We start from the raw sequence: 15671 nt of genomic DNA on the forward strand, positions 1-15671 counted from the left end.
GGGTTTGATCTGTAGGAGGCCCGCCCCGGGCCGAATTCACGGCGAGGGCGCTACTCCTGCCGGGCAAATCCGCTCACGCACATCCATGTGCTTCGCGGTATAAGCTCCTCCCTGAGCAAATCCGCTCACACTCACGCGGTGGTTTGAATCGTACTACTCGCTGGTCAGCGTGCGCTTGTAGACTGCCTCGGCAATCGCCAGCAGTTCCGCCTCACTCATGTCGGGGTAGAGGCCGCGGGCGATCTGCATGCCGATCTCCAACTGGCCGTCCCGGCACAGGCCCGACATAGCGGCCTGCTCCATGGCTTCGAGGATGGTAGCGGTATTTGGATCCATGATCTGATTCTAGTACCTGTCGCGGCTTCAGGCGTCAATAAACCCGACGACGCTCTGGGCACTGCGGGCGATCTCCAGCTCTTCATTGGTGGGAATCACCAACAGCCGGACCCGGGAATCGGCCGAGTGTAAAGCCAGTATGTTGTTGGATGCTGTCGGCTCTTCACAGGAGATAGCAATACCCAGTCCCTCCAATCCCGTGCAGATTTGCTGGCGCAGTTCCGTATCGTTTTCACCGATACCACCGGTAAAGATGATCGCATCCACCCGGCCCAGGGCGGCGGCGTAACTGCCGATGGTCTTTTTTATCCGGTAGGCGAACATGGCTCTTGCCAGCTGTGCGGCATCGTCCCCCTGCGATGCCCGTTGACTCACCTCGCGCATGTCGCTGGAGCCGCACACACCTTTCAGACCGCTCTCCTTGTTCAGGAGTTTTTCCAGCTGATCCGCGGACAGGCCGCCTTCACGCAGCAGATAGAAGTGCAGCGCCGGGTCGATATCGCCACAGCGGGTGCCCATCATCAGCCCCTCCAGCGGGGTCATGCCCATGCTGGTGTCTATGCAGTGGCCGGCTTCAATGGCAGCCGCGCTGCAGCCATTACCCAGGTGCAGGGTGATCAGGTTGAGTGAATTAAGCTCGGTGGAGAGAAATTCGGCCGCCTGCTTGGCCACATAGTGATGCGAGGTGCCGTGAAAGCCGTAACGCCGTACCTGGTAGTCCCGATAGAGCCGCTCCGGCAGGGCGTAACGAAAGGCGTAATCCGGCATGCTCTGGTGAAACGCCGTATCGAATACCGCCACCTGGGGGACGTCGGGACAGAGTCCCTGCATCACCTCGATCCCCTCCAGGTTGGCGGGGTTGTGCAGCGGTGCCAGCGGGATCATGGCGCGGATGGCCTGGATCACCTCATCATCAATCAGTACCGGTTCACTGAACCGCTCACCGCCATGCACCACCCGATGTCCAATGGCGGTCAGTTGATCCAGCGAGGCCAGTGCGCCGCTGGAGCCGAGCTGCGCCACAACCTGCTCCAACGCCTGGTGATGATTGGCTACAGGAGCACCCGGCTCGCCGATCCGGTCGATCATCCCGGTGGCCAGGGGTAGCTGCCGTTGCATATCGAACAGCTGATACTTGATGGATGAACTGCCGGCGTTGATCACCAGAATGGTCACGCCGGATTCTCCCGCTGGTTGTTCTCCTGTGCCTGAATGGCGGTAATGGCGACGGTGTTGACGATATCGGTCACCGTACAGCCGCGGCTGAGATCGTTGACCGGCCGGTTCAGGCCCTGGATCACCGGGCCGATGGCCACCGCGTTGGCGGAGCGCTGCACCGCCTTGTAGGTGTTGTTGCCGGTGTTGAGATCAGGAAAGATGAACACCGTGGCCTGGCCGGCCACCTCGCTCTCCGGCATTTTGGAACGGGCTACCCCGGGATCAATGGCGGCATCGTACTGGATGGGGCCTTCCAGTTTCAGGTCGGGTCGCAGGCGGCGCGCAATGGCGACTGCATCCCGTACCGACTCCACATCATCCCCCTTACCGGAGACGCCGGTGGAGTAGGAGAGCATGGCGACCCGGGGTTCTATGCCGAACATGGCGGCGGTGCCGGCCGAACTGATGGCGATATCGGCCAGTTGAGCGGCATTCGGATTGGGGTTGATGGCGCAGTCCCCGTACACCAGGACCTTGTCCTCCAGACACATGAAGAAGACGCTGGAGACCAGCGAGCAGCCGGGTTTGGTGCGGATGATTTCGAACGCGGGACGGATGGTATGCTGGGTGGTGTGGGCGGCGCCGGAGACCATGCCATCGGCATGACCATGATGGATCATCATGGTGCCGAAGTAACTGACATCGGCCATGGCATCGTAAGCCATCTGCTCGGAGATCCCCTTGTGCTGACGCAATTTGAAGTAGGTGTCGGCAAAGGTTTGACGCCAGGGTGAAGTGCGGGGGTCAATGGTCTTGACCCCCTGCAGATTGAGACCCAGCTGGCTGATTCGTTGCTGGATCTTCTCTTCCGATCCGAGCAGGGTGATATCCACCACCTCGCGCAGCAGAAGGATCTCCGCCGCCCGCAGGATGCGCTCGTCGAATCCCTCCGGCAGGACGATGTGTTTGCGTACCGACTTGGCGCGCTGAATCATCTCGTATTCGAACATCAGCGGGGTCTTGCGGTGGGTGCGGCCGACAGATATTCGTGCCGTCAACTCTTCCGCGTTGATATGCTTTTCCACAATACCCAGGGCAGCGGCGATCTTGCGGTCATCCGAAGGGAGGATGCTTCCCTCCACCTCGTTCACCTTGAGCGCGGTACAGAAGGTATCCCAGGGTGCGCTGAGGATAGCCAGGCGGGATTTGGTCAGCCCCTCCAGCAACCGGGTTACCTGGGGGGCGGGTGTCAAGCCGCCGGTCAGCAGTAGTCCGGCGATCTTCGGATAGCTGCTGGAAACGTCTGCCGCCAGGGTGGTGAGGATGATGTCGGAACGGTCGCCGGGGGTGATGACCAGGCTGTCTTCCTGGATGTTATCGAGGAAGTTCGGTACCTCCATGGCGGCGACCTTGTAGTGGCTCACCTCCTGGTTCAGTGACTCCTGGTCGCCACTCAGACAGGCGATGCTCAATGAACGGGCGATCTCGCCCACGGTCGGCTTCTCCAGGGTGCGGTGTTCAGGCAGTACGTAGAAGGGGAGGGTGGGTATGGAAGAGACGGTCAGCTCGGCGATCACCTGATCAATGTTCTCCGGGTCCACCCGGTTGACGATGGCGGCCAGCAGCTCGCAACCGCGATTGTTCAGGGACTCCTCCAGCACCCGCACCGCGTCGACCGTTTCGTGGGCGGATCGACCATAGCCCTTGATCACCGGCATCAGCAGGCAACCCAGGTTATTGGCCAGGTCGGCGTTGAAGTCCAGCTCCATGGCCGAGGTGACATCGGAGAAGTCGGTGCCGGCACAGACCACCATGTCCACCTGCTGCTCCACCAGCTTGTACTTGGCCATGATCTGTTTCAGCAGCTCGGCATAGCGCCCCTCCGCCAGTAAATTACGGGCGGTTTCATCAGTACAGCCGTACAGCGCACTGGCCGGCAGGTCGATGCCGTAACGTTGGCTGATCAGGTGAGTGAGATCATCGCTGCCGCCGTTCTCCGGGATGATCGGGCGAAAGAAACCGACCCGTTTGGTGAGGGCGGTGAGCATCTCCATCACCCCCAGGACGATTACCGATTTTCCGCTGCCGGGTTCCGCGCCGGCGATATAGATACTTCTTAACATGGTTGCTCTTGTTACTGTTCAGGGTGCCCGCGTTGTGCGGCGCAGCATGATGAAAGAATAAGGAGTTTCCGGCAAGAATACCATCCCTTTTCGGGTTTTTTAGGATTCCAGAACCAAGCCTGAATCGCGAAGTACGTGAAGCACCGGCAGGAGCGGAGCGGCGCCGCGAATTCGGCCCGGGGGCGGGCCTCCTACAGGTGGATTATTGCAATGGTCGGGTGAACGATCCGTGATAAATCATCACCTTCGTGCGCCTGGCCATTCATTGCGGTTAATCGCTGTCATGGAGACCGATGAACGGAAGCAGCCGGGCTTGTGCTTTAATAGACTGAAAGCCACATGACCATGCCTAACAAGGGGTTCCCAATGCGTCCAATCCAGGAAATCGCCGACCGGCTCGATCTGACGGCAGCCGATCTGATGACCTATGGCGACCAGATGGCCAAGATCCGGCTGGCCGCCCTGAATCAGAATTCCTGCAGGCCGGCCGGTCGGATCGTGCTGGTCTCAGCGATCAATCCCACCCGCAGCGGCGAGGGCAAGACCACGGTCTCAATCGGTCTGGCCCAGGGGATGCAGCGCCTGGGTGCACGGGCCGCCCTGGCGCTTCGGGAGCCTTCGCTGGGGCCGATCTTCGGTATCAAGGGTGGTGGGGCCGGCGGCGGGCAGTGCCAGCTGGAACCCTCCACCCGCATCAATATGCATTTCACCGGAGACATGCATGCCATCGGCGCGGCACACAATCTGCTGGCGGCGCTGGTGGACAATGCGGTGCACTTTCGCAGCGAGCTGGATCTGGAACATCGGCAGGTGTTTTGGCGTCGGGTGCTGGACATGAATGACCGGGCCTTGCGCCAGGCGGTGATCGGCCTGGGTGGGCGATTGAACGGGGTGCCGCGGGAGACCGGCTTTGACATCACCGCAGCTTCCGAGGTGATGGGGATTCTCTGTCTGGCCGAGGATCTGGCGGACCTGAAACGGCGCCTGGGCAATATCCTGGTCGGCTTCGACCGTCAGGGGGCGCCGGTCACCGCGGCCAGCCTGAAGGCGACCGGGGCCATGGCGGCCCTGCTGCAGGATGCCATGCTGCCCAACCTGGTGCAGTCCACCGAGGGCGTGCCGGCGCTGGTGCACGGTGGACCGTTCGGCAATATCGCCCACGGCTGCAACAGCGTGATCGCCACCAAGAGCGCGCTGGCCCGGGCTGAGTACGTGGTCACCGAGGCCGGTTTTGGTTTTGACCTGGGTGCGGAGAAATTTTTTGATATCAAGTGCCGCAGCGCCGGACTCTGGCCCAGTGCCGTGGTGCTGGTGGTGACTGTCCGTGCCCTGCGCATCCACGGAGGCGGCAATCCCGAATCCGTAGGTACGGTTGAAGAGATTCGTGCCGGGATGGAGCATCTCTATCACCATGTGGAGAGCGTACAGGCGTTTGGTTTTGAACCGGTAATCGCTATCAACTGTTTTACCGGCGATCTCGAAGCCGATCTGGCCACGATCGAGGCCGGCTGCCATGAACACGGTCTGCCCGTGGCGCGGTTTGACGGCTACACCCGGGGCGGCGCCGGCAGCGAGGCGTTGGCCGAGGTGGTGCTGGGTGCGGCTAACAAGCCACAACCGCCGGTACGCTTCCTGTATGAACTGGATGAGTCACCACAGCAGAAGATATTGGCCGTCGCCAGTACCATCTATGGTGCCAGCGAAGTGGTGTTCAGCCGCACGGCGCTAAAGGACCTGGAGCGGATTCGCTCTCTGGGTTACGAAAAGCTGCCCATCTGCATCGCCAAGACCCATCTCTCCCTGAGTAGCGACCCGACCCGGGTAGGGCATCAGGATGGCTTCGAACTGCCGGTGGAGTCGGTGCGCATCTCTGCCGGGGCCGGTTACCTGCTGGCATTGACCGGGGATATCGTCACCATGCCCGGATTATCCGCCAGCCCGGCGGCCCACCGCATCGATCTCACCGATGACGGGGAAGTGTTGGGGGTCTGAGGATTGGCACCGTTCATTCGCGGCTTAAAAAAACGATGATTCAGCGCACGAATAGGGCGCTCCGTGGGCGGCGCAATTCGCAACTTCGATGTCGTGGAGGCATGGCCCGCACGATGGCTGATTTCGGCCCTCGCGCCTAATCCCGCCGCAGTTTTGCCGTCAGGGCGATCGGTGTCGGATACTTGAACAGCACCCGGTAAGTGGAGACCAGAAAGGTGAGCAGGGTAGCCAACTGGATCAGGTAAGAGGCCTCCAGCCCGATCAACTTACTCTCCCAGGCGAGTACCGCCAATAACAGGGAAAATTCACTCAGTTGACCGAGTCGGGCACCCACCTCGGTGGCACGCATTTTTTCTTCTCCCACGCTACGCAGCAAGCGCGAGAATATCACCGGTTTCAGCAACAGCATGGCTGCCGCGATCAACAGCGCGGGCAGGATCACATCATCCAGCATGTACAGGTCAAAGCCGGCACCGAGCGAGAAGAAAAACAGCACCAGGAAGAAGTCGCGCAACGGTTTGAGGTTTTCTGAAATGAAGAATGAGACCGGGCTGGTGGCAAGTGAAATGCCGGCAATAAAGGCGCCGATTTCGTGAGAGAGGCCGAGTGCCGTTGCGGCCTCCGCGAGGCCCAGGCACCAGCCGATGGTGATCAGGAAGATATACTCCTTGATGGTGTCGAATTTCTTCATCAGGGGATAGAAGACAAACTTCACGAACAGTGCCGAAACACCGATCAGCAGCGGCAGGGCGAGTCCCAGCTTGAATATCTCCAGCAGGGGGGATTCATTCCCGCTGCCGCCTTTCATCGCCAGCAGCAGGAGGATGGCGATCAGGTCCTGGAACAGCAGGATACTGATCACCAGCTCGCCGGTATGCTGATGATGCAACACCGTTGTGGGCAGCAGCTTCAGGCCGATGATGGTACTGGAAAACATCATGGCGGCGCCGACAATCAGCGACTCTTGCGGGGTGAAGCCGAAAAGCCAGGCGACCAGTCCGCCGCAGAAGGCAAACAGGGCGGAGCTGAGGACGGTGACCGTGGTGGTCTTTTTCAATAACAGCAGCAGTTCACGGGGGTTAAGCTCCAGACCCATCAAAAACAGCAGGAACATGATGCCGATATTGGACATCTCCCGTACCAGTTCACTGTCGTTCACCAGTCCGGCGGCGGAAGGTCCCAGCAGTACCCCCAGCAGGATATAGGAGATCAGCAGCGCCTGCCGTGCGTACAACGCCAGGGTGGCAAACACGGCGGCTCCGGAGAAGATCAGGAAAATGGTAAAGAGTATCGGGTGTTCGGTCATGGGGACGGGTCGCTCGACGTCTGGGAAATTCGGGGTTCTGGCACATTGCAGTATTCCCCTTGACCTGCGGTGGGGAGCAAGATGAGGATTCGGCCTACTCCTCCTGCAACTCTTTCAGCCGGGTCTGATAAGTTTCATCATCGATCTCACCGCTGGCGTGCTTCTGCTGAAGTATCCTGATGTGGTGTTCGGCCCACTCCTCCGGCGAGCCTGTGGACCGGTTGAGTAGCCAGCGCAGGATGAAAATCCCTGGAATAATGAACGCCAGTCCGGTTGCGACCTTGATCATTTGATCTTCAAACATAATAAATGCCTTAATCTGGTGAATGATCCGCTCTGGGTTCGGGTCATTATACACAATGACCTGATCATCCGGTTAACGGGGTAGACCGGGTAGCACCAGTAGTATGATTTTTCATGGCCATAACGCCTAAGGCGTGTCAGTCGATTCACTGTCTTCAGAGTGGTTATTTTCAGCTTGAATTCAGGCAACGCTGATAACGTCCATAGTCGGCAACATGGTTAATGCTGATAAGGGGGGAGTATATGCAGATTCGTAACAATGGGATGAGATTTGGCACGGTTGCCCAGGTGCTGCACTGGGGCATGTTTGCGGTTTTCATTGCACTCTTTGTATCGGCCGAGATCATGCAGGATCTGCCAAAGGGCGAAGAGAGATGGGCCCTGTACGGTTTCCACAAATCATTGGGTGTCACCGCCCTGTTTTTGGTTTTTCTACGCCTCTCATGGCGTGGATTAAACCCGCTGCCCGTGAGCAACGGAAATCACCCGGCCTGGCAACGGAGCCTGGCTGCTGCGGTTCATTTGCTGCTGTATACCGTAATGCTGGTGATGCCACTGAGTGGTTATGTCATGTCCATGGCACACGGTTATGGCATTGAGTGGTTTGGCTTGTGGGAATTGCCGGATCTTGTTGGTAAGGATGAGGCGTTGGCGGAGCAGGCGAAACAGCTGCACATCTACAGCTCCTATGGGTTGTACGCCCTGGTTGGAATACATGCGGGAGCGGCTATGTGGCATCAGTTTGTCCTCAGAGATGGCATCATGCAACGCATGCTGTCGGTAAAACATCAGCTCACTGATTAGATTTTCAGCCACATTGGTAGATTCCCGTGTCGCTATTAACCACAGGAAATGTGACTTGTTTAGTTGGGTGGATCAGCTAAATGTATGCAGGAATACAGCTCGCGTTTGGGAGATACCATGTTTGTTGTCGATGATCCGGTGCTGGCTCTGATCGTTCGCTTTGTCGCCAGGGCACGGGACCTGGATGTCACGGATGGAGAATTTCTGCAACGCCAGGTGGAGAGCATGAAGTGCTACCTGGAGCGTTATCCCGAGCAGGAGCATGGTGATAAGGCGATCGAGTGGATAGCGGAGTATGCCGCGCAATACCGGGACCAGTGGCAGAAACAGGTGGTCACGCAGCAGGCCACGCAGACCCGCTGCATGGACTGTCCGATGAATACCTTGGGTGAGGATAGCTATTGTCAGATCCACTATCAGTGGCTGCGGTTGCTCAAACGTTATACCCGGGATGAGATGAGTTCTTCGGAGTATGTGAAAGCGGCGCTAAAAATGTTGCGGGAACACAAACAGGAGCTGAAGGTACGAAAAGAGCATGAAGCAGAGGGGCTACGGCAGCTAAAGGCCTATCGTGATGCGAGAAACCAACCGTTATAGCGACCCCATTGCATGACTCGAAGCGGGCCCCCTGTATGAATGTCACTCCTGCGGATGATCCTACTCCAGCCGGACCAATACCAACAGATGATCGGAGCAGCGCCTGTTTTTTGGGATGCCCCGGTCACGGCAACGCCCTATAATCCCGATAGTCTGAAATTTGTAGTATTCGGGATCTGATATGCATATCCACTCGCTGGAACAGTGGCGCCACGACCACAACTTCAATATAGATACCTCGGAAGGGGAGCGCAGAACCCGGCTGGTGGTCCTGCTGACGGCGGTTATGATGGTGGTGGAGATCGCTGCCGGTTATCTGTTCGGCTCAATGGCCCTGCTGGCCGATGGCTGGCATATGGGGACCCATGTGGCGGCGCTGGCCATCTCGCTGTTTGCCTACCGTTATGCCCGACAGAACGCAGAGAATCCACGTTTCAGTTTCGGCACCGGAAAGGTTACGGCGCTGGGTGGTTTTGCCAGCGCCATCAGCCTGGCGATGGTAGCCCTGCTGATGGGCGTGGAGTCGGTGGAACGCTTGATTGCGCCCGAGACAATCCGCTTCAATCAGGCGATTCTGGTGGCGGTCGTGGGTCTCGTCGTCAATCTGCTTAGTGCCTGGCTGCTGCATGGCGGGTCTCCCGCGCACCACCTCCATGATGATGACCATCACCATGGGCATCCTCATCAGCATGACCAGAATCTACGTGCCGCCTATCTGCATGTAATTGCCGATGCCCTGACCTCCGTGCTGGCCATAATTGCCCTGTTTGCCGGTAAATATTTTGACTGGATCTGGATGGATGCCCTGATGGGGATTGTCGGGGCGGTGCTGATTACCCGCTGGAGTATCGGGCTACTGAAGGATACCAGTGCCGTGCTGCTTGACTCCGTGCCCAGTGACGAGATTGGCCGGCGCATCACGGATGCGATCGAGGCGGAGTCGGACAACCGCATCGTGGATCTGCATATCTGGCAGTTGGGTCCGGGCAGTTACGGCGTCATCATCTCGCTGGTCACCCATGAGCCCAGGGACCCGGAACATTACAAGGCGTTGATCCGGCATATCCATGCGTTGGGGCATGTCACGATCGAGGTGACCGGCTGTGAGGGCGAGGCGTGCATAATGCCGCCACGCCAGTAGGTGTGTGGACACTTGTAAATTTTTACCTGATTATCCACCTAACTCAGCCGTATTCAGGAAAACTATTAGCCGCGAATAAACGCAAATGAATACGAATCATGCTATTTCGCTAATACCTCAGCCCCTGGTCTGGATGGAGGGTACCGATCGTTTTCCGGTATGGACCTATTCGGTTACAGCATATATAGATAGCCGTCTTTATTACTATTTGCGTGTATTCGCGTTCATTCGCGGCTTTATAAAGGGTATCCAGCCATAGTTGACTCTGGTGGGTAATCAGGAATTTTTAACCGATGCACAGTTGACCGGCAGTGTCTGTTAAGCGATGAATAAACGAAATGCCATCATCCATCGATAAACTGTTGAAGAAACATCAGAAGCTGACCCAGTCGGATATGCTGAAAGTAGCATCCCACGTGCAGCGCGAGCAGGGCGAGTGGATTATCAATACCCTGATGATCGAGGGGCAGTCGGTACCCTTTATCTATAAACGCAAGCGGCGCTACAAATCACTTCAGGGGCAGCGGGTCAATATCACCTACTATCCGGCGATGGATTCGGTAGCGGGCATCGAGTTTGAAATAATGAAAGTGGTACGTATTCGGGTTGCCTGAGCGGCCACCATTAATGCAGCCATGCTGATTGTGGGGTTGACTTCACGGGCTGATCGTTAAATGGTTGGGTGGTTACTCTTAACTCCAATAACCGTTGCAAACGAAATCAATGAGCCAAAGTAAAAATTATCTGATGGTAGATGGGGCCAGGCTGGAATGCCGCTGGTACGGCCGGCGCAAGGCGGATCAACCGGTGTTGGTGCTGCTGCATGAGGGGCTGGGTTGTATCGATATGTGGCGGGATTTTCCGGACAGACTGGCGGAAAAGACCGGCCTGGCTGTCTTTGTCTACAGTAGACAGGGTTACGGAAGGTCTGACCCGTTTGAACGTCCGCTGGAGGTCGGTTTCATGCATCGGGAAGGGTTGGAAATCCTGCCCGGAGTGCTGGATGAGGCGGGTATCGATCAGGCAATTCTTGTAGGGCACAGCGATGGGGCGTCAATTGCCCTGATCTACTCGGGCGAGCGTTCCGATAGGCGCATCAGGGGGCTGGTATTGCTGGCGCCTCATCTGTTTGTTGAGGAAGAGACCCTGGAGGGAATACGCCAGGCGAAGCAGGCATTTGACACCGGCCAGCTCGCCGACCGGCTGCAACGCTACCATGGAGACCACACGGAAAGTACCTTCCGGCACTGGTCAGGAATCTGGCTGGATCCCCGGTTTACCGCCTGGAATATTGAATCCAGTTTACCGGGAATCAATGTGCCGCTGCTGGCGATCATGGGTGAGGATGATCAGTACGGTACTCTGGCCCAGATCCATAGGTTGGCTGAACAGTCGCCGCAACAGAGCGAACTGGCCGTACTCAAAGATTGCGGTCACTCACCCCATCTGGAACAGATGGAACAGACCCTTGACCGGATAACCGATTTTCTGCGTCTGCAGGGTCAGGTCGACCAGCATCGACCTGACCCTGAGCCGGCATGATTCAGGTGCGGAATTTCCCCGCCATGGTCTGCAGGTCGGCGGCCAGTTGCGCCTGCTGTGTACTGGCAACCGCTGTCTGTTCCGCCCCCTGGGCTGACTGAACCGAAAGGTCATTAATCGAAACTATGTTGCGGTTAATCTCGTTGGCCACCGCGCCCTGCTGTTCAGCGGCGGTGGCAATCTGGGCGTTCATGTCCTTGATGCGCGAGACGGCCTGATTGATCTCATTGAGCGCCTGATCGGCCTGCTCCACCTGGGCGAGGCTGTGTTCCGCCTTCTGCTGACCCCGCTGCATCGCGGTCACTGCCTCCTTGGTGCCGTGCTGCAGACGTTCAATCATGGACTGGATCTCCTGGGTCGATTCCTGGGTTCTGCCTGCCAGGGTGCGTACCTCATCGGCGACCACGGCAAAGCCACGCCCCTGTTCTCCGGCGCGTGCCGCCTCGATTGCGGCATTGAGTGCCAGCAGATTGGTTTGCTCGGCAATACCCCTGATCACATCCAGTACGCCACCGATGGTGTTGCTGTCGGCTTCCAGATTGTGAATAACCTGTGCCGCCTGTTCCACTTCGCGGGCCAGATCACGGGTTGCATTCAATGCCTGTTCCGCCACCGCGCGGCCGTTGTTGGTGAGGGTGTCGGCCTGCAGGGCTGACTGTTCCGCCTCGGCTGCATTGCGTGCCACATCCTGCACCGTGGCTGCCATCTCGGTCATCGCCGTGGCCACTTGTTCAGTTTCCGACTGTTGCTGCTTGATGCGAACGCTGGACTCTCCGGTGATCACCGAAGTCTCTTCCGCCGCGGCGGCGAGCTGGATGGTGGTGCCGCCCAACTCCTTCACAACCGTTCTGAATTTGTCACAGATGGTGTTGAAGGCGTTGGCTATTTCGCCCAGCTCGTCACGGGATTCATGCTGGCTGCGCACCGTCAGGTCGCCGGCGGCCATCTGTCGGGATGCTTCGGTCAACTGACTCACCGCATTACTGATACCCTTGATGGTGAGCAGGGCCAGCAGGCCGAGCAACATAACACCGGCAATCATCAAGACAATTGAGATATTCAGAACAGATTGATTCTGATTCACGGTGTCTGCATAGGTGGCCTGGGCGACATCCAGCTGCAGTTGCCACAGTTTCTCCACGGCGGCATAAGCGGTCTCAAATGTGGGGCCGGTCCGGTTCAGCAACTGCAGATCGGCGGCCTCGTATCTGCCTGCCCTGATCAATTCGGCGACCGCCTTAAGCCCTTCCTGCACAAAGATGGCCCGCTTGTTTGCGAAATCCTCCGCCAGAACCTTCTCTTCCGGCGTGAGGTAGGTCGTCAGATAGGCCTGCCAGATACTGGAAATGGTGGCGATATTGGCATCAACAGCTTCAATATGCCGGGTTACCGGATGATCATGCAGAATGGCTGTATGGGAATCCGGTGCATGTTGCAGCGCCAGCAGCAACTCACCGCGGTTTGTCCGCATCAGATCAATGATTTTACTGAGCTGACCGGTCGGGATCAGGCGGTCTTCATAAACGCTTTTCAGGCCGGACTCGGCATTGTTCATGGCGCTGATACTCAGTAGTCCAACCGTTGCCAGTTGCAGTACAGCAAACGAGACCAGAAAGATCAGGCGTGCCTTGATGGATATTTTATTGAGTAATTTCATTTTGTTACCTCCGGGGGCTGGGGGGGCAATTGACATTGGTTGTTGTTTCATTCTTGGTCAGTTGTTGCTCAGTCACTTATGAGGCGTACATCAACATCGGTATGTGCCGGGGCACACGCCAGTTGTTTGTTTGATTCCGAAATTTCACTGCATAGGTGATTCAAGGCCTCTCCTCAAAGCACGGCTTCGGAGAGGGGGTTGCGCCACTGTCCCTGCTCATATTAATGACATATGTCAATTTTCGACCGGAATGAATAATTCTTTAGTCTTTTTCTGAGAATTATTATTGGGTTGATTTACCGGCGTGCCTGGAATAAAAGTAGTCCTGTTGCCGTCGGCGAACGGGGATTAAGTTCTTTGAGATGGGGTAGCCTGGTTCTTTGAGGGAAGGAAGAGTCCTTATCAGGTGGGTGTCTGGAGTTCCGGGAAAAAGGGGGGCGTTGTGTTACAAAACATTGCGATTTTATTTTTGCTTTTAATGGCAATTGTGATTGCCGGTTGCAGTGGTGATCAGCACGATCACCCCGATCTGAAAACGGGTCAGCAGCTCTATGAGTATCACTGTGCATCCTGTCATAAAGAGGATGGCACCGGTATATTTCTAAAAGGTGTCCCGGCCAACCGGGATACTGATCTCTCGGTATGGCAGATTATCCATAAGGTACAGACGGGCTCGGAAGAGAAGAGCGCGATGCCCAGTTTTGAAAAAATGCCGCAACAGGAGGCCTCGAAGATCGCAGTCTACCTTAAGCAGCTGGCTAAGAAATAATCGGGCCCGGTCAGGCGACCGGGCCCGAGTCACTCGGATCAGGCAGCCTCCACCTTGCTGTCGATCACGTTTCCGCTACGCTTCTGAATCTCGATCCGGCGCGGTTTCATCTCTTCCGGTATCTCTCTGATCAGTTTCACTTCGAGCATGCCGTCCTGAATAATGGCGCTCTCGACCCGAATGTGGTCCGCCAGTTGGAAGTTGCGCTCAAAGCTGCGATTGGCAATCCCGCGATGCAGGAAAGTCCGGCTGGACTGCTCGTCCTCCTGTTTCTGACCGGAGACATGCAGCATGTTCTGCCTGACCTCGATCTCCAGATCATCGGTAGTGAAGCCGGCGACTGCCATGGTAATGGTGTAGTGATCCTCATCCACCAACTCGATGTTGTAGGGTGGGTAGCCGCCACTGACGTTGGCGTTGTGGATTGATTCCAGGGTGTTGGCCAGGCGATCAAAGCCGATGGCACTGCGGAACAGGGGTGAAAGATCATAAGCTCTCATAGTGATATCCTCATTGTTCAAGCGATATTTTCAAGCAAGTGTGTTCGATTGAACCACACGGTTTCGTGAATCCTCGCGGCATCCACTTGACTATGAGTTAGGGGCTTTGGATTTGGATTTCAAGCGTCAGTGGGCAGAAATTTTTCTCGTGTCGCGCATTCTGTTCGGCGGCGCCCACGGGGCGCCCTATTTCTTTCGTGTACCGTCAGTTACCGTAGGTCGTGTTAGCCAAAGGCGTAACCCGACAAGGGGATAATGGGCACGTTGCGCTTTGCATATCCTACCTGGGGTAATTGCCCAAATTCGTTATGACTGCCCAGATCGCGTCGCGCTTAGTAACCGGTCATCTCAAGATAGCCCCGGCCTGTCAGTCTGTTCTGCTCATATACGTCCACCGCACCTTCCCAGTAACGTACGCTTAGGTCCATCTCCTGATCATCCAGCACCGGTTTAACCTGCAGCGTCCTGTTTTGTGAATTTATCCGCAGGCTCCACTCAACGGGATAACGCGTTCCGGTCGGACTCTGCCACCAGCGTTCGGCTGTCAGCTCGACATCATCGGGAGTCAGCCGTCTCGACTGTCCAATGGCGGAAACCAGCGTGCCCGCGCTGAAGGGATCAGGCTCGCCTTCACTGTCCCTCAACTGGTAATACATGAGATTTTCCCCACCGCTGAGCTGCAGTGAGAACCAGTCCCAGCCGGTCTGATCCGGGGAGAGTGCGCTGGTGCCCCACTCCCGGTCGAACCAGGAATTCCCTTGCACCCTGAATGTGGTGCCGTCCAGGGTAATGTTGCCGGTGGTGTGCATGCGGGGGTAGGAGTAGTAGTAGGAGGCGTTGCCCGGCTGGGCACTCTTCTGGCTCAATCCTTGGTCGCCCTGCAATATGACGCCGACAGAAGATTCGCCCTCCAACTCCAGGACTATTTTGAACTCCCTGGCGGTGATGTTGATACGCCAGGGAAACGTCGATCCGGTTGCGTCCAGTTGCCAGTCTTCCACCCAGACCCTGAACGGTTCCGTCTCCACCCCGGCCAGTCCGGGCCCCGTCCTGACCAGCCGCTCTTCCGCCAAGTGGCGTTGGCCGTCGGCATCGGTAATCGCCACATGGGCCATCCAGACCGGATTACCGGCCCAACTTGAAGCGCTTTTCACGCTGCCCGGTGGTGTCAGGGAGAAACGGAAAAAAGTGACCTGATAGCCGAAGCGGCGGCCGTTGTTGCTCTGCAGATTGCCGGTAAAATACCACCACTCGTTGCGGTATTCAGGATGTCCGCCATGATCCCGGGGAAAGCTGAATTCCCGTGGCGCCGTGGCACGGGCAAAGCCGGCCTGATCCACGGTGGAGAGCAGCCCGGTTGCCGAGAGTTTGGCTGCCGGTGCCGGGGGTTCGGTGCAACCCGTCAGCAAGAGTAACAGCAACAAAAAGCAGAGCCACTTCATA

The 15671-nt window shown here is 57.2% G+C and carries 15 protein-coding genes; 7 read left to right on the top strand and 8 right to left on the bottom strand.

What is annotated here, in order from left to right:
• Window positions 1–153: 153 nt before the first annotated feature.
• From A3GO_RS0105455 to pta, 3 genes are read right to left on the bottom strand one after another with little or no spacing between them, the layout of a single operon-like run.
• Window positions 154–336, bottom strand: a complete 183-nt coding sequence (locus tag A3GO_RS0105455) for a hypothetical protein (RefSeq protein ID WP_029132546.1) — start codon at window positions 334–336, stop codon at window positions 154–156.
• 27 nt (window positions 337–363) lie between these two features.
• Window positions 364–1512 (bottom strand): acetate/propionate family kinase, encoded by a 1149-nt coding sequence (locus A3GO_RS0105460; RefSeq protein ID WP_029132547.1) that lies wholly within the window; start codon window positions 1510–1512, stop codon window positions 364–366.
• Window positions 1509–3617 (bottom strand): phosphate acetyltransferase, encoded by a 2109-nt coding sequence (gene pta / locus A3GO_RS0105465; RefSeq protein WP_029132548.1) that lies wholly within the window; start codon window positions 3615–3617, stop codon window positions 1509–1511. The genes A3GO_RS0105460 and pta overlap by 4 nt, the downstream gene beginning before the upstream one ends.
• A gap of 366 nt (window positions 3618–3983) precedes the next feature.
• Here pta and A3GO_RS0105470 point away from each other — a divergent pair, with 366 nt between their 5' ends.
• Window positions 3984–5609 carry a formate--tetrahydrofolate ligase gene (locus tag A3GO_RS0105470; RefSeq protein WP_245621675.1) on the top strand — a complete coding sequence of 542 codons (1626 nt, stop codon included), beginning with the start codon at window positions 3984–3986 and terminating at the stop codon, window positions 5607–5609.
• A gap of 136 nt (window positions 5610–5745) precedes the next feature.
• On the opposite strand, the gene A3GO_RS0105475 is transcribed toward A3GO_RS0105470, so the two are convergent.
• The gene (locus A3GO_RS0105475; protein ID WP_029132550.1) at window positions 5746–6915 is read right to left on the bottom strand and encodes a cation:proton antiporter domain-containing protein; all 1170 of its coding nucleotides are present in this window, start codon (window positions 6913–6915) and stop codon (window positions 5746–5748) included.
• A gap of 94 nt (window positions 6916–7009) precedes the next feature.
• Window positions 7010–7219 (bottom strand): SHOCT domain-containing protein, encoded by a 210-nt coding sequence (locus A3GO_RS0105480; RefSeq protein WP_157606729.1) that lies wholly within the window; start codon window positions 7217–7219, stop codon window positions 7010–7012.
• Window positions 7220–7461: 242 nt separating this feature from the next.
• Between A3GO_RS0105480 and A3GO_RS0105485 the strand changes: the two genes are divergently transcribed.
• The 5 genes from A3GO_RS0105485 (at window position 7462) to A3GO_RS0105505 (ending at window position 11302) form a co-directional block, all read left to right on the top strand.
• Window positions 7462–8022 carry a cytochrome b gene (locus A3GO_RS0105485; protein ID WP_029132552.1) on the top strand — a complete coding sequence of 187 codons (561 nt, stop codon included), beginning with the start codon at window positions 7462–7464 and terminating at the stop codon, window positions 8020–8022.
• A 117-nt stretch (window positions 8023–8139) separates the two neighbouring features.
• Window positions 8140–8619, top strand: a complete 480-nt coding sequence (locus tag A3GO_RS0105490) for a hypothetical protein (RefSeq protein WP_029132553.1) — start codon at window positions 8140–8142, stop codon at window positions 8617–8619.
• Between the two features lie 181 nt (window positions 8620–8800).
• Complete coding sequence (gene dmeF, locus A3GO_RS0105495) at window positions 8801–9760, top strand: CDF family Co(II)/Ni(II) efflux transporter DmeF (RefSeq protein WP_029132554.1); 960 nt, start codon at window positions 8801–8803, stop codon at window positions 9758–9760.
• A 338-nt stretch (window positions 9761–10098) separates the two neighbouring features.
• Window positions 10099–10374: a hypothetical protein gene (locus tag A3GO_RS0105500; protein WP_029132555.1), complete on the top strand. Its 276-nt coding sequence runs from the start codon at window positions 10099–10101 to the stop codon at window positions 10372–10374.
• Window positions 10375–10483: 109 nt separating this feature from the next.
• Window positions 10484–11302 (top strand): alpha/beta fold hydrolase, encoded by an 819-nt coding sequence (locus A3GO_RS0105505; protein ID WP_029132556.1) that lies wholly within the window; start codon window positions 10484–10486, stop codon window positions 11300–11302.
• Window position 11303: 1 nt separating this feature from the next.
• Here the strand turns inward: A3GO_RS0105505 and A3GO_RS0105510 are convergent, their stop codons facing one another.
• Entirely contained in the window at window positions 11304–12959 is a 1656-nt protein-coding gene (locus A3GO_RS0105510) for a methyl-accepting chemotaxis protein (protein ID WP_029132557.1), read from the bottom strand.
• Between the two features lie 478 nt (window positions 12960–13437).
• Between A3GO_RS0105510 and A3GO_RS0105515 the strand changes: the two genes are divergently transcribed.
• The gene (locus tag A3GO_RS0105515) at window positions 13438–13728 is read left to right on the top strand and encodes a c-type cytochrome (protein ID WP_157606730.1); all 291 of its coding nucleotides are present in this window, start codon (window positions 13438–13440) and stop codon (window positions 13726–13728) included.
• A 38-nt stretch (window positions 13729–13766) separates the two neighbouring features.
• Here the strand turns inward: A3GO_RS0105515 and A3GO_RS0105520 are convergent, their stop codons facing one another.
• Entirely contained in the window at window positions 13767–14228 is a 462-nt protein-coding gene (locus tag A3GO_RS0105520; protein ID WP_029132559.1) for an Hsp20 family protein, read from the bottom strand.
• Between the two features lie 332 nt (window positions 14229–14560).
• Window positions 14561–15670, bottom strand: coding sequence for a carotenoid 1,2-hydratase (locus A3GO_RS0105525; RefSeq protein WP_037374749.1), 1110 nt, complete (start codon window positions 15668–15670; stop codon window positions 14561–14563).
• Between the last annotated feature and the right edge of the window lies 1 nt (window position 15671).

Origin of the sequence: Sedimenticola selenatireducens DSM 17993, assembly GCF_000428045.1 — a bacterium.
In the GTDB taxonomy this organism is placed as follows: domain Bacteria; phylum Pseudomonadota; class Gammaproteobacteria; order Chromatiales; family Chromatiaceae; genus Sedimenticola; species Sedimenticola selenatireducens.

Bases quoted from the DNA above. Each gene is read 5' to 3' on its own strand.
- pta (WP_029132548.1), bottom strand. From the start codon at position 3,617: ATGTTAAGAAGTATCTATATCGCCGGCGCGGAACCCGGCAGCGGAAAA.
- A3GO_RS0105470 (WP_245621675.1), top strand. From the start codon at position 3,984: ATGCGTCCAATCCAGGAAATCGCCGACCGGCTCGATCTGACGGCAGCC.
- A3GO_RS0105485 (WP_029132552.1), top strand. From the start codon at position 7,462: ATGCAGATTCGTAACAATGGGATGAGATTTGGCACGGTTGCCCAGGTG.
- A3GO_RS0105490 (WP_029132553.1), top strand. From the start codon at position 8,140: ATGTTTGTTGTCGATGATCCGGTGCTGGCTCTGATCGTTCGCTTTGTC.
- A3GO_RS0105480 (WP_157606729.1), bottom strand. From the start codon at position 7,219: ATGTTTGAAGATCAAATGATCAAGGTCGCAACCGGACTGGCGTTCATT.
- A3GO_RS0105455 (WP_029132546.1), bottom strand. From the start codon at position 336: ATGGATCCAAATACCGCTACCATCCTCGAAGCCATGGAGCAGGCCGCT.
- A3GO_RS0105500 (WP_029132555.1), top strand. From the start codon at position 10,099: ATGCCATCATCCATCGATAAACTGTTGAAGAAACATCAGAAGCTGACC.
- A3GO_RS0105505 (WP_029132556.1), top strand. From the start codon at position 10,484: ATGAGCCAAAGTAAAAATTATCTGATGGTAGATGGGGCCAGGCTGGAA.
- A3GO_RS0105515 (WP_157606730.1), top strand. From the start codon at position 13,438: ATGGCAATTGTGATTGCCGGTTGCAGTGGTGATCAGCACGATCACCCC.
- A3GO_RS0105475 (WP_029132550.1), bottom strand. From the start codon at position 6,915: ATGACCGAACACCCGATACTCTTTACCATTTTCCTGATCTTCTCCGGA.
- A3GO_RS0105510 (WP_029132557.1), bottom strand. From the start codon at position 12,959: ATGAAATTACTCAATAAAATATCCATCAAGGCACGCCTGATCTTTCTG.
- dmeF (WP_029132554.1), top strand. From the start codon at position 8,801: ATGCATATCCACTCGCTGGAACAGTGGCGCCACGACCACAACTTCAAT.
- A3GO_RS0105525 (WP_037374749.1), bottom strand. From the start codon at position 15,670: ATGAAGTGGCTCTGCTTTTTGTTGCTGTTACTCTTGCTGACGGGTTGC.
- A3GO_RS0105520 (WP_029132559.1), bottom strand. From the start codon at position 14,228: ATGAGAGCTTATGATCTTTCACCCCTGTTCCGCAGTGCCATCGGCTTT.